13 protein-coding genes and 1 other RNA gene are annotated in these 13,076 nt (G+C 61.4%); 7 read left to right on the top strand and 7 right to left on the bottom strand.

From position 1 onward, the window contains the following. Nucleotides 1-120 precede the first annotated feature (120 nt). From CN673_RS06485 to tkt, 5 genes are all read right to left on the bottom strand, one after another. Nucleotides 121-1,146 carry a class I fructose-bisphosphate aldolase gene (locus CN673_RS06485; protein WP_099865412.1) on the bottom strand — a complete coding sequence of 342 codons (1,026 nt, stop codon included), beginning with the start codon at nt 1,144-1,146 and terminating at the stop codon, nt 121-123. Between the two features lie 149 nt (nt 1,147-1,295). After that, on the bottom strand, nt 1,296-2,489 hold the full coding sequence (locus tag CN673_RS06480; protein WP_099865411.1) for a phosphoglycerate kinase: 1,194 nt from the start codon (nt 2,487-2,489) through the stop codon (nt 1,296-1,298). A gap of 95 nt (nt 2,490-2,584) precedes the next feature. Then, nucleotides 2,585-4,513: a potassium/proton antiporter gene (locus CN673_RS06475; protein ID WP_198585915.1), complete on the bottom strand. Its 1,929-nt coding sequence runs from the start codon at nt 4,511-4,513 to the stop codon at nt 2,585-2,587. A gap of 328 nt (nt 4,514-4,841) precedes the next feature. Beyond that, entirely contained in the window at nt 4,842-5,843 is a 1,002-nt protein-coding gene (gene gap, locus CN673_RS06470; protein ID WP_099865410.1) for a type I glyceraldehyde-3-phosphate dehydrogenase, read from the bottom strand. A 47-nt stretch (nt 5,844-5,890) separates the two neighbouring features. Then, entirely contained in the window at nt 5,891-7,882 is a 1,992-nt protein-coding gene (gene tkt / locus CN673_RS06465) for a transketolase (protein ID WP_099865409.1), read from the bottom strand. A gap of 279 nt (nt 7,883-8,161) precedes the next feature. On the opposite strand from tkt, the gene CN673_RS06460 reads away from it, so the two are divergent. The 3 genes from CN673_RS06460 (at nt 8,162) to ssrS (ending at nt 9,149) form a co-directional block, all read left to right on the top strand. Continuing rightward, the gene (locus CN673_RS06460; RefSeq protein WP_099865408.1) at nt 8,162-8,434 is read left to right on the top strand and encodes a DUF4164 domain-containing protein; all 273 of its coding nucleotides are present in this window, start codon (nt 8,162-8,164) and stop codon (nt 8,432-8,434) included. 116 nt (nt 8,435-8,550) lie between these two features. Beyond that, nucleotides 8,551-8,922 carry a cell division protein ZapA gene (locus CN673_RS06455; protein WP_099865636.1) on the top strand — a complete coding sequence of 124 codons (372 nt, stop codon included), beginning with the start codon at nt 8,551-8,553 and terminating at the stop codon, nt 8,920-8,922. A 70-nt stretch (nt 8,923-8,992) separates the two neighbouring features. Then, a non-coding RNA gene (gene ssrS, locus CN673_RS06450) (6S RNA) lies at nt 8,993-9,149 on the top strand. 34 nt (nt 9,150-9,183) lie between these two features. Here ssrS and CN673_RS06445 read toward each other — a convergent pair. Continuing rightward, nucleotides 9,184-9,402, bottom strand: coding sequence for a LuxR C-terminal-related transcriptional regulator (locus tag CN673_RS06445; protein ID WP_099865407.1), 219 nt, complete (start codon nt 9,400-9,402; stop codon nt 9,184-9,186). Between the two features lie 257 nt (nt 9,403-9,659). Here CN673_RS06445 and CN673_RS06440 point away from each other — a divergent pair, with 257 nt between their 5' ends. From CN673_RS06440 to CN673_RS06430, 3 genes are all read left to right on the top strand, one after another. Further along, nucleotides 9,660-10,250, top strand: coding sequence for a 5-formyltetrahydrofolate cyclo-ligase (locus CN673_RS06440; protein ID WP_099865406.1), 591 nt, complete (start codon nt 9,660-9,662; stop codon nt 10,248-10,250). Nucleotides 10,251-10,258: 8 nt separating this feature from the next. Further along, a complete protein-coding gene (locus tag CN673_RS06435) occupies nt 10,259-11,086 on the top strand; it encodes a TIGR00282 family metallophosphoesterase (protein ID WP_099865405.1) in 828 nt (275 codons plus the stop codon). A gap of 95 nt (nt 11,087-11,181) precedes the next feature. Continuing rightward, nucleotides 11,182-11,934: a TerC family protein gene (locus tag CN673_RS06430; protein ID WP_370853008.1), complete on the top strand. Its 753-nt coding sequence runs from the start codon at nt 11,182-11,184 to the stop codon at nt 11,932-11,934. 48 nt (nt 11,935-11,982) lie between these two features. Here CN673_RS06430 and CN673_RS06425 read toward each other — a convergent pair whose 3' ends face one another. Then, nucleotides 11,983-12,459, bottom strand: coding sequence for an Lrp/AsnC ligand binding domain-containing protein (locus CN673_RS06425; protein WP_099865403.1), 477 nt, complete (start codon nt 12,457-12,459; stop codon nt 11,983-11,985). Between the two features lie 159 nt (nt 12,460-12,618). On the opposite strand from CN673_RS06425, the gene CN673_RS06420 reads away from it, so the two are divergent. Next, entirely contained in the window at nt 12,619-13,050 is a 432-nt protein-coding gene (locus CN673_RS06420; RefSeq protein WP_099865402.1) for a universal stress protein, read from the top strand. The last annotated feature ends 26 nt before the right edge of the window (nt 13,051-13,076 follow it).

Here is a 13,076-nt window from a genome sequence, read left to right as displayed (position 1 = left end):
GGCTGAATCTGTCTCACAAAACAGCGAAAGCCGCCACCCGGTTGCAGGTCGCGGCTCTCACAATTCCGTATCGCTGCACGCGGTCGATCGCCGCATGAGCAGGCGTCCTGACGCTGGCTGTCAGGCTGCCGTTTCGAGATCCTTGCGCCAATCGCCGCGTGCGGCAAGTCCGTTCATCTGTGCGCGGTGGGCAAAGGCCCTCTGCCCGGCGGCCACGTTTTCGCTACGCCCGCCCCATGCCTTCAGCGCGGCGGCCTGCAAGGCCCGACCATAGGAGAAGGTGAGGGGCCAGGGCAGGTCATTCGCTGCGTTCATCGCGCTGAGATGGGCCGTCGCCTCCTCATCCGACTGTCCGCCGGAGAGGAACGCGATACCGGCTACCGAACCGGGAACCGTTGCCTTGAGGCAGCGCACGGTCTGCTCGGCCACTTCGTCGACCGAAGCCTTGCGCGCACTCTTGCCATCGATGACCATATTGGGCTTGAGCACCATGCCTTCCAGCGAAACCCTTGCTTCCGACAGTTCCGCGAAGACGGCCTTGAGCACCGCTTCCGTCACCTCATGGCACCGTTCGATGGAATGATCGCCGGGCTTGCCGTCCATCAGCACTTCGGGCTCGACGATCGGAACGATGCCGGCCTCCTGACACAGTGCGGCATAGCGGGCGAGGGCATGCGCATTGGCCTTGATGGCGCCCGGCGTCGGCAGGTCGTTGCTGATCGAGATGACGCCACGCCATTTGGCGAAGCGCGCGCCGAGTTCGTGGTATTCCGCCAGGCGCTCGCGAAGGCCGTCCAGGCCTTCCGTAATTGTTTCGCCGGGATGATTGGCCAGCGGCTTTGCGCCGGTATCGACCTTGATGCCAGGGACCGCACCGGCATTCTTGATAATGTCGGCAAGCCGCGTTCCGTCGGCGGCCGACTGACGCAGGGTCTCCTCGTAGAGGATGACGCCCGAGATGTGCTTCGTCATCGCCTCGTCGGCACGGAAAAGCATCTCGCGATAGTCACGGCGGGAATCTTCAGTCGATTCCAGCCCGATCGTATCGAACCGCTTCTTGATGGTGCCTGAGGATTCGTCTGCCGCGAGAATCCCTTTGCCACCAGTCATCATGGACGATGCAATATCTTCGAGCCTGTCCGCCATAGTCGGTCTCCTGTGAATGAAGGGAGCCGATAGCAGACAAGCCCTGACAGGAAAATGACATTTAAAGCCGTTGAACCGATTTAAATAATTTTAATCGTTTGAAATCCTTGGATTTCCCTTCAATTTACCGGGGATCTGGATCGGTGCGATCAAGCCAGCGCCTCGACGCCGGGAAGCGGCTTGCCTTCCATCCATTCCAGAAAGGCGCCGCCGGCCGTCGAGACATAGGTAAAGGCATCCGTGACGCCCGCCTTGTTGAGCGCAGCAACCGTGTCGCCGCCGCCCGCGACCGAGACAAGGTCACCCGTTCGCGTCCTATCGGCCGCATGGCGCGCCGCGGCGACCGTCGCCTGATCGAACGGCGCGATTTCGAACGCTCCGAGGGGGCCATTCCACACCAGCGTTTCTGCCCGATCGATCCATTCGTTGACGGCAGCCACCGATTTCGGCCCGACATCGAGGATCATCGCGTCCTCGGGAACCGCGTCGATAGCCACGGTCTCGCTGTCCGCCCCGGCTTTGAATTCGCGTGCGACGACGGCGTCGACGGGCAGTACGACGGCGCAGCCCGCGGAGGCTGCCTCGATCATGATCTGTTTGGCCGTCGCGCCGAGATCGTGCTCGCAAAGTGATTTGCCGACCTGCGCGCCGCGGGCAGCAAGGAACGTGTTTGCCATGCCGCCGCCGATGACGAGGGCATCGACTTTCTTCACCAGATTGGTCAGCAGGTCGAGCTTGGTCGACACCTTTGCCCCTCCGACGATGGCAACGACCGGCCGCTTCGGTTTGCCAAGTCCCTGTTCCAGCGCCTTCAACTCCGCTTCCATCGTGCGCCCCGCAAAGGCGGGCAACGCGCGTGCAAGTCCCTCTGTCGACGCATGCGCGCGGTGTGCGGCGGAGAAGGCATCGTTGACATAAAGGTCGCCGAGTGCCGCCAGCTTCTTGATGAAGTCCGGATCGTTCTGTTCTTCGCCGGGATAAAAGCGGGTGTTTTCCAGCAGCATGATGTCGCCCCGGTTCATGCCATCGATGGCGGTATCGATGCGTTCACCGGCGCAGTCGGGCGCGAAGACCACGTCGTGGTCCATCACTTCCTCAAGCGCTTCGGCGACGGGTCGCAGAGACATTTCCGGCACGGGCTTGCCTTTCGGCCTGCCGAAATGGGCCATCAGGATGACCTTCGCGCCTTTGCCGGACAGTTCCTCGATCGTTGGAATGACACGTTCGATCCGTGTGGTGTCCGTTACATGGCCGTTTTCCATGGGAACATTGAGATCAACGCGCACAAGCACTCGCTTGCCCGAAACGTCGCCCATATCGTCCAGCGTGCGAAAATTCGTCATCGATGCTCCCCTTGGTCGGTGTCGGTGGCGACAATAGCGTTGCCGCGCTGGTGTGCAAGCCGATGATCGGATGATCTGCGGCGCAGCGGTCTTGGTCAGCCGTCGCGTGGGAGTGAACCCGAGGTCGCGGCTTTGTCCTCTGATGGTTCAGTGTCCGCTTCGATCACCTCGGCCGCCTGTGGCTTCAGCGAGTCAGGCGGCGGCGATGGCGCAACCGCGACCGCTCTGGGGGTACGGCGCACGCGGCGGCGGACCGATTGCACGATCTCGCGAAACGATAGGAAGGCAGGGATGTTCGGCCGGTTGCTTTCCGGGTCGAGCGACAGGCCGGCGCTGACGATCTTTCCCTGGTCGTCGACATCGCGCACGATCACCTCGATCGTGCCGAGCAGAACCCGATCGGCAAACTCGGCCCGGCCGCCCAGCCGATGCGCCAAAAGCCCGTCGATCGTCATCTCGCGCTCATCGTCCGCAAGGCCGATGCCGTAAGCGCTGTCCAACTCGCGGGCAGGGCGCTGCGGATCGATGGAAAAGGAACCGAAGAACTCCGCATCGTCGGCACTGACCGGAACCGGGCTAGCGAACAGCCGGTCGAGCAGACGCGGATAGCGCGAGGATATGAACAGATAGACATAGTCTCCCGCCCGCAGACGACCCGCATACTGGTATCGCATCGACTTGCCCTCGCGAATGACGAGCGATGGCCTCGCCCAGCGGGGAATGCGTTCGCCGATCGCAACCGGGCTGTCGGGCACGACGCGATAGGCGAGAAGCTCGTGCGACGCCGTACCCGGCAGTTCCAACTCCACCTTGTCGACCGGCCCGATACGCGGCGGGACGACCAGCCCGAGACGCCGTGCCAGCGGGTTGATGGTCCAGCCCTGCACGATCAGTGACACGAGGACGATGATGAATGCGGCGTTGAAGAAGATGACGCCGTTCTCAAGCTGGCCCAGCAGCGGAAGAATGGCCAGCAGGATCGAGACGGCACCGCGCAGGCCGACCCATGACACGAACGCCGTCTCTTCCCGCTGGAAATTGAAAGGCAGGAGGGCCAGCCACACGGCGATCGGCCGCGCGATGAAGATGAGAAAGAGCGCCATGCCGATCGCGGGGACCGCGATTGCGATGAATTCGGTCGGCGTCGCAAGCAGCCCCAGAAGAAGGAACATCAGGATCTGGGCAAGCCAGGTCATGCCGTCCTGAAACCGCTTGAGCGTGGGTGCAGACCGGATCTGCCGGTTGCCGGCATAAAGGCCGGCCACATAGACGGCCAGGAACCCCGAGCCGCCGACAGCGCCGGTCGCGGAAAAGACCAGCAGTGACAAGGCGAGAACGAAGATCGGCGAAAGCCCGCGTTCGAGATTGAGCTTGTTGACGAGGCCGACGATCATCATGCCGCCCGCGATGCCGGCAGCCAGACCTACACCCATCTGGATGAAGAACTGCGCCAGAACCTCCGCGCCCATGTCCTCGATCCCGGTCCCGCTTGCGATGATCTCGACGAGCGTGATGGTCAGGAAGATCGCCATCGGGTCGTTCGAGCCCGATTCCACTTCCAGCGTCGAGCGCACCTTGTCGCGGATGTTGATGCCGCCAATGCGCAGCAGGAAGAAGACGGCGGCGGCGTCCGTCGAGCCGACGATGGCGCCGAGCAGCAGCGACTCCGTCAGCGTCATGTCCAGCACATAATGCGCAGCGACGCCGAAGAGCGCTGTCGTCAGCACCACCCCGAGTGTCGCAAGCGTTATCGCCGGCGCAGCAGCCTGCCTGAAGGACTGTATCGAAGTGCCGAATCCGGAATCGAAAAGAATGACTGCAAGCGCGAGCGAGCCGATGAAATAGGCGAGGGGCGCATTGTCGAAATTGATACCCAGACCATCGACGCCGGCGATGAGGCCTATGCAAAGGAAGAGTAACAGGAGGGGAGCGCCGAAGCGGAAAGCAAGAAGACTGGAAAAGGCGGCAATGAGAACCAGAAGCGTCCCGACTAGAATCACGAGATACATTGCTTCTACGATCATGCGCCGCCACGTCCTCAAATCATCGCGTCAAAACTCCGGTGTCTCGCCAGAAAAATCGCACGCATGCGGGCAAGACACATCCGTGCCGAGCAGATTCCTGGCTCGGACCACGATGATCAGGGTAATTGCGGCGAATATCGGAAAGCGACGTTGTTATGACACCAATGACGTGCCGGATATCGTCGATTGCGATGCTTTCATCACCCCATGAATGGCGGGATCGAGCCCGGCGGATGCTGCGGGACACACCTGATAGATAGGAAAGGAAAGCGCCCGAAAAAAGTCGGGCGCTCCAAAAAACGTGATTAAATTGTGTTTGGGCGTACGCTTAGATGAGCTTGCCCATCGCAACGGCCGTGTCGGACATCCGGTTGGAAAAGCCCCATTCATTGTCGTACCAGGTCAGGATGCGGCACATGGTGCCGTCCATGACCTTGGTCTGATCCATGTGGAAGACGGAGGAATGGGGATCATGGTTGAAGTCCGTTGAGACCAGCTTCTCGTCGGTGAAGCCGAGAATTGACTTCAGCTCGCCGCCTGCGGCTTTGCGGATCGCATCGTTGATTTCCTCGACGCTGGTATCGCGCTTTGCCACGAAGGTCAGGTCGACCACCGAAACGTTCGGTGTGGGAACGCGGATGGCGACGCCGTCCAGCTTGCCGTTCAGTTCCGGCAGGACCAGGCCGACGGCCTTGGCGGCGCCTGTGGAGGTCGGGATCATCGACAGCGCCGCTGCGCGGGCGCGGTAGAGATCCTTGTGCATCGTGTCGAGCGTCGGCTGATCCCCCGTATAGGAGTGGATCGTGGTCATGAAACCGCGTTCGATGCCGATCGCGTTGTTCAGGACGTATGCGACGGGTGCCAGGCAGTTGGTCGTGCAGGAAGCATTGGAGACGACGAGATCGTCTTTCGTCAGCTGATCGTGGTTGACACCGTAGACGACGGTCTTGTCCGCTCCGGAAGCCGGCGCCGAAACGAGCACGCGCTTGGATCCGTTCTCCAGATGAAGCGATGCCTTGGCCTTGTCGGCGAAGATGCCGGTGCATTCCATGGCAACGTCGACGTCGCCCCAGGGGAGTTCCTTTGGATCGCGGATCGCCGTGACCTTGATCGGTCCGCGTCCGACATCGATCGTGTCGCCGTCGACCTTCACTTCGCCGGGAAAACGGCCGTGGACGCTGTCGTAGCGCACGAGATGGGCGTTCGTTTCCACCGGACCGAGGTCGTTGATCGCGACGACTTCGATATCCGTGCGTCCCGATTCCACGATCGCACGAAGCACGTTGCGGCCGATGCGCCCAAAACCGTTGATGGCGACTTTCACTGTCATCGTAATTCCCTCTCCCGCTCGCGGCTGAAGTTGATCGAAGGGTGGTATCAGGCGTCGGCGCTGAGCCGCGATTCGGCTGCTGCCACCACGGCATCGGCTGTGATGCCGAAATGCTTGTAGAGATCCTTGTATTTGCCCGAGGCGCCGAAGCCCTTCATCCCGATGAAGACACCGTCCGAACCGATGAAGGTATCCCAGCCCTGCCGGATGCCGGCCTCAACCGCGATGCGCACCGGCGACTGGCCGATGATCGCGGCCTTGTATTCTTCCGACTGCTCTTCGAACAGCTCGAAACAGGGCACCGAAACGACGCGGGTCACATGTCCCATGCCATCAAGGCGGCTCTTGGCTTCCATGGCGATCTCGATCTCCGACCCGGACGCGAAGATCGTCACCGCAGCGTCGGATGCGGGCGCAAGGTCGTAGGCGCCGAAAGAGCACATGTTTTCCTCGACGTGCTCGGTACGTACCGCAGGCAGGTTCTGCCGGGTCAGCGCGAGCCCCGAAGGCTTGTTCTCGCATTCCAGTGCCAGCTGCCAGCACTCCACGGCCTCCACGGCGTCGGCAGGCCGGAACATCTGCAGGTTGGGGATGGCACGCAGCGCCGCCATGTGCTCGACCGGCTGGTGGGTCGGGCCATCTTCGCCAAGGCCGATGGAATCATGCGTCAACACATGGATGACGCGGATTCCCATCAGCGCGGCCAGTCGGATCGATGGCCGCGAATAATCGGCAAATGTCAGGAAGGTCCCGCCATAAGGAATGAGGCCGCCATGCAGGGCGATGCCGTTCATGGCAGCGGCCATGCCGTGTTCGCGAATGCCGTAATGCAGATAGCGGCCGGAAAAATCATCCGGCGTGATCGGCGTCGTCTGGCTGGTCTTGGTGTTGTTGGATCCGGTCAGGTCAGCCGATCCGCCAAGCGTCTCGGGCAGGATTCCGTTGATGACCTCCAGCGCCATCTCCGAGGACTTGCGGGTCGCAACATTCGGCTTGTCTGCGGCAAGCTGCTGCTTGTACTTGTCGATCGAGGAATCGAACGTGCCCGGAAGTTCACCACCGAAGCGACGCTCGAAGTCGGAACGGATGGTGGCGTCGACTGCGGCCAGGCGCTCTTCCCAGCCCTTGCGCTCCTTGGTCGTGCGCAGGCCCGCGAGGCGCCAAGCATCGAGGATATCCGACGGGACGACAAACGCCTCGTCGCTCCAGCCGAGCTTTTCGCGCGTCGCGGTGATCTCGTCTTCGCCAAGCGGGGACCCGTGCGCCTTTGCCGTGCCCGCCTTTGTGGGGGAACCGAAGCCGATCGTGGTTTTGCAGGCGATGAACGTCGGCCGGTCGCTCTCCTTGGCTTCTTCGATGGCACCTGCGATTGCATCCGGATCGTGACCGTCGATGGCAAGCGTTTTCCATCCCGAAGCGGCAAAGCGCGCCAGCTGATTGGTTGAATCGGCAAGGCTGACCGAGCCGTCGATGGAGATGCCGTTGTTGTCCCAGAACACGACGAGCTTGTTGAGCTTGAGGTGTCCGGCAAGCGAGATCGATTCCTGGCTGATGCCTTCCATGAGGCATCCATCGCCGGCCAGCACGTAGGTATAATGATTGACGAGGTCGCGTCCGAACTCGCTCTCGAGCTTGCGTTCCGCGATGGCCATGCCGACGGCGTTGCCAAGGCCCTGGCCGAGCGGTCCCGTGGTCGTCTCGATACCCGCCGCGTGGCCATATTCCGGATGTCCGGCGGTTGGGGCGTCGATCTGACGGAAATTCTTGATGTCGTCGAGGTCGATGTCCTCGTAGCCGGTCAGATAAAGCAGCGAATAGAGCAACATCGAGCCATGCCCGGCCGAAAGAACGAACCGGTCGCGATCGGGCCAGTTCGGGTTCTTCGGGTCAAAGGCGAGGTACCGCGTAAAGAGCACGGTCGCGATGTCGGCCGCGCCCATCGGCAGGCCGGGATGGCCCGAATTGGCCTTCTCGACCGCATCCATGGAAAGGAAGCGGATTGCATTGGCCATCCGGTCGTGTTTCTCGCGTGATATCATGGCGTCGTTGCTCTTTGTCCGGTGTCACGGGAGGGCCTTTTGGCGGCCCTGTGAAAAAGGCGCGTGACACATAGCAGGTGGCCGGCTTGAGTCAACAAAGCGGGGCATGGTCATGGCGACGCACGGACAAAGGTATTACGTCGCGAAATGGCGTAAATTGCAGGGGAGAACACCTGCACCGTTAATTGACGCCGCTTTGGCACGGCGCATACGTTGAAAGCCCTAAATCGCCACGAAGACATTGATTCGGGTGTTTGCGTTTCGACAGGATCTAGGGCCATGGCGAGTGAGACCAACATGAAGGCGGCGCTGGAAAGGCTTCAGCGGGCTTTGGCTGGTCTGGAGAATGCCATCGATCAGCGCTTTGAACGCGAGGCGGATTTCACCGAAGCAGAAGACGAGGTGCGCCGCATGAACGTCGATCGCTCCCGTCTCGCGCAGGAGCTCGATCAGGCACAGGACCGGGCCAATCGTCTCGAGGAAGCCAATCGCGAAGTGTCCAGGCGGCTCGTGACGTCGATGGAAACGATAAGGGCCGTGCTCGACCGCTGAGTCGTGTCGCACCCAATCGGCCGCGCCCGTTTCGAGGGGCGTTGCCAGCACAGAAAAGACGCTTTCCCGCACTCTTCGAAATCATGCGGGACAGCGCCAAGCAGGAAAGCCGGACCATGGCTCAGGTAAGCGTAACGATCGACAACAAGGCCTATCGGATGGCCTGCGAAGAAGGTCAGGAAGACCATCTCGTCACGCTCGCCGAACGGTTCGATCGCTATGTCAGCCATCTGAAGAGCCAGTTCGGCGAGATTGGCGACCTGCGCATTACCGTCATGGCCGCCATCATGGTGATGGATGAACTGGCTGAGAAGGAGCGCACGATGCGTGCTCTTCAGGGCGAGGTCGAGGCGTTGCGCAAGACGCGCGATGCAGCGGTTGCGCGCTCCGAGCGGTCCGATGAATCGCTGGTCGGCACGATCGGTGAGATCACGGCGCAGATCGAGCGCCTGTCCAGCAAGCTGACCGCCCATCCGCCGGCCAACTGACCTTTCACCAATTCGGTCGTTGACCGTTTTGCCACTGGCGTGCGCGGCGGGACGAAACTATATTCAAAGGTGCGATCTGCGCTTCTCGACAGGACCCACAATCCCCGGGGCCATACGCGATCCAAGGGAGCTGTCCCTGGCGGGGCCCGTGGGCTTCGACATACGGCACCCACCTACCTTGTAGGTACCCGGGATCGTAAACGTCCATCGGTCGCCGTGGATCGCACGCTTTTGACCGCTCCCTTGCAAGAGTGAAGCGGCCTAGACGCCGTCGTCGCATCGTCCGCTCCCCGGCAACAACTTGAGCCGCATCGCCTTGGCGATCGCGTCCATGAGGTTGCCCGCCCCCAGTTTCTCGCTGGCAGAGTTGAGATGCGCCGCGATTTCATTGACCGCAATCCCGTCCGAAAGCGCAATATCGTGCACGCTCCAGCCCGCCGCGATCCGCGTGAGATAGTCGCTCTCCCTTGCCGACAGCACCCGATATCCCCCCGACCTCGCAACCTTACGCTACGGAAAGATTGCGCCTCCCGCACGCATAGAAGGATCGAGCCTTTAATTTTCTCCTATGTCCACTCTTGGCATTTGAACGATCCGCCCCGTCTGGACGGGGCGAATGGGATGCGGCCCGATCCTGCTCCGGTAGCCGTCTTCCTGTCGTCTTGTGCTATTGACCTGGGACCGCCGGTAGTGATGGGGTTCGTGCCTCTAGAAGCAGGCCAGGAACGCAGTCGGCGATGACGGTGCAGCGATGTCCACATAAGGCAAAAATCCGATCCGGTGTTCTGGCTCTGCGTGATGCCATTCCGGTCGATCAGCGCATCGAAAAATCTCTGGCCCTGTCAGCCCATGGCGGACGCGAACTGGTCGTGGGGCCGAATGACATCGTCTCCGGGTTCTGGCCGATCCGCTCGGAGGTCGATGTTCGCCCGCTGATGGCCGATCTGCGCGACCAAGGCGCGCGTCTCTGCCTGCCCGTCATCGTTGATCGCGAGACCATCATCTTTCGCGAACTCCTGCGCGGAGCGCCAATGGTGGATACCGGCTTCGGCACCGCGGGGCCGGCTGATGATGCCGCCGTTCTCGATCCGACCCTCATGCTCGTTCCGCTGGCGGCCTTCGATGCGCGGGGTCATCGCGTCGGTTATGGGGCAGGGCTCTATGATCGGGCCATTTCAAGGCTCGTCGCCCGCCACATTCGTCCGCGTCTTGTTGGAATAGCCTTCGACCTCCAGGAGGTCGAGGGTGTGCCGGACGAGGATCATGACGAACTTCTCGATGCGGTGCTGACCGAGAGCGGTTTGCGTTGCTTCGCGCCTTCGATATAGAGCGTCGCATGCGATTGTTGTTTCTAGGTGATATGGTGGGCCGAAGCGGCCGTATGGCGGTCTGGAACCGGCTGCCAGGGCTCGTTTCCGATTTCCGGCTCGATTTTGTCGTCGTCAATGGCGAGAACGCCGCTGGCGGTTTCGGCATCACGGAAGAGATTTTCGAGGAGACGCTGCGCGCCGGCGCCGACGTGGTGACGACCGGAAATCATGTCTGGGATCAGCGAGAGGCGGTCGAATTCTGCCAGCGCCAGGATCGCTTTTTGCGCCCGGCCAACTTTCCCGAGGGAACGCCCGGCCGTGGGTCCAATGTCTATGTCGCCAGAAACGGAGCGCGGGTTCTAGTTGCCAACGTGATGGGCCGGGTCTTCATGCACCCCGACCTCGATGATCCGTTTCGCTCTGCCGAGACGATCCTCGATGCATGCCCCCTTGGCGAGCAGGCCGACGCGGTCATTTTCGACTTCCACGCCGAGGCGACGAGCGAGAAGCAGTGTTTTGGCCATTTTGTCGATGGCCGGGCGAGCTTCGTTGTCGGAACCCATACCCACGTGCCCACCGCCGATTGCCAGATCCTGAACGGGGGAACGGCCTATATGTCGGATGCGGGCATGTGCGGCGATTACGATTCGTCGCTTGGCATGGACAAGGAAGAGCCACTCAACCGCTTCCTGACAAAGATGCCGAAGGGTCGTTTCGAAGCGGCCGCAGGTCCCGCGACGATCTGCGGCGTATGTGTCGAGATTTCCGATCGTACGGGCCTTGCCGAGAAGATTGCGCCGCTCAGGCTCGGAGCGCGTCTGGCAGAAAGCGTCCCCACGTTCTGGAACGCTTGATGACGCTTGGCCGTTGGATCGGCTTCATCTATCTCTGGTAGCAACCTCATCCGCCGGCAGCCCACCTTCCGGCTCAATCAAGAACGGATATGCCGATGGCCGAATGGTTCTCCTTCGTCAACGATCCCGCAGCCTGGGTGGCGCTCGCCACGCTGGTGGTGATGGAGATCGTGCTGGGTATCGACAACCTCATCTTTATTTCGATCCTGTCCAACAAGCTGCCGGAGGAGCAACGCCAGCGCGCCCGTCGCATTGGTATCTCGCTCGCCCTTGTTCTGCGTCTCGGCCTGCTTTCGCTGGTCAGCATCATTGTTCAGTTGACCGAGCCGGTATTCTCGGCATTCGGGCAGGATTTCTCCTGGCGAGACATCATTCTGCTGGTGGGCGGGTTCTTTCTGGTCTGGAAGGCGACGAAGGAAATCCACCACACGGTGGACGTCGAGGACACCAAGGACAACATGATGGGCAGGGCCGCGACCACGACCTTCGCCAGCGTCATCGTGCAGATCCTGCTGCTCGATCTGGTGTTCTCGGTCGATTCGATCATCACCGCCGTCGGCATGACCGACGACATCACCATCATGGTCATCGCCGTCGTATCGGCCGTGACGGTCATGCTGCTGGCGGCAGATCCGCTGTCGCGCTTCATCGGCAACAACCCGACGATCGTCATGCTGGCACTGTCGTTCCTGCTGATGATCGGCATGACCCTCATCGCCGAAGGTCTCGGCTTCCATGTGCCCAAGGGCTACATCTACGCCGCCATGGCGTTCTCGGGCATCGTCGAGGCGCTCAACATGCTGGCGCGGCGCGCCCGCAAGCGCAAAGGCGGCGCCGGGGCCCACTAGACTTGGAGAGAGAGGGCCGCGCCTTGCGGTCCTCTCTCCCGGAGCTCGTCACGGTCTTGGTATTGAAACGGTCGGGTCGTCCTTGACGGTCTCCATCACCACATATGTGTGGGTTTGCAGAACCCCCGGAAGCTTGGAGATGACTTCTCCCAGGCTTTGCCGGTAGTCGTCGATATCGCGGCTGCGAACCTTCAGCAGGTAGTCGTAACCGCCCGCCACCATGTGGCACGACTGCACTTCCGGAACCCGCTTCACGGCGGAATTGAAGGCATCGAGTTCGGCTGCGGTGGTGCCGCGCAACTGGACCTGCACCATCACCACATGCGCTGCATTTACCATTCTGGGATCGATCTGAGCGAAATAGCCCACGATGACGCCGTCGGCTTCCAGCCGCTTCAGCCGCTCCGCGCAGGGCGTCTTGGTGAGGTTGACGCGCCGCGACAGCTCGACGACCGAAATGCGGCCATCGCGCTGAATCTCCGATAAGATCCGCAAGTCGGTTCGATCCAGCTTCGGCCTGCTCATGTCCAAATCCCTCATTCTCATCCGCGTATAGTCTAATCGTCTAATTATTCGCCGAAAAGAGAGCCAAAACCTGCTCTTTGCTGGGCATACTGCAGTCGATTGGCTGTGAAGTGGCCGGGACCGGACGCTGATCGGGCCGATGGCAAGAGGGGATAGAGCATGCCGGGAACGTTCATTATCGGATTCGACGATACCGAAGCGGCCAGAAGGGCAGGCGACTTCGCCGCAGCGCGGGCGCGTGGCGAAGAAGCGGCGCTCCACGTCGTCATGGTGCTGGAATGGTCGCCCTACAGCTTTCTGAGCGCTCAGGAATTGGAGGAACGCCACGCACGCCGCCAGGATGAACTCGCCCGCGCTGCGCAGGTCATCGAACCCTTTTGCGAGGGGCTGCGTGAAAAGGGTCTGACCGTCACAAGTGAGGTTCGATACGGCCACGCAGGTGAATTGCTGTGCGAGATCGCCCGCAAGATGCGAGCTTCTCAGATGTTCATCGGCCGGCGCGGCGGCTCCGCCCTCGGCCAGCGGTTTCTCGGCAGTCTCGCCATCACGCTCGTCCAGGCATCACCGATCCCGGTGACGGTCGTGCCGTGACCCATTCCCGTCCAGCCAATGATGAA

Origin of the sequence: Neopararhizobium haloflavum (assembly GCF_002750855.1) — a bacterium.
Lineage (GTDB): Bacteria > Pseudomonadota > Alphaproteobacteria > Rhizobiales > Rhizobiaceae > Georhizobium > Georhizobium haloflavum.
Note: the sequence above shows the minus strand (reverse complement) of the source record. Positions and strands in the feature narration are given on the sequence as shown.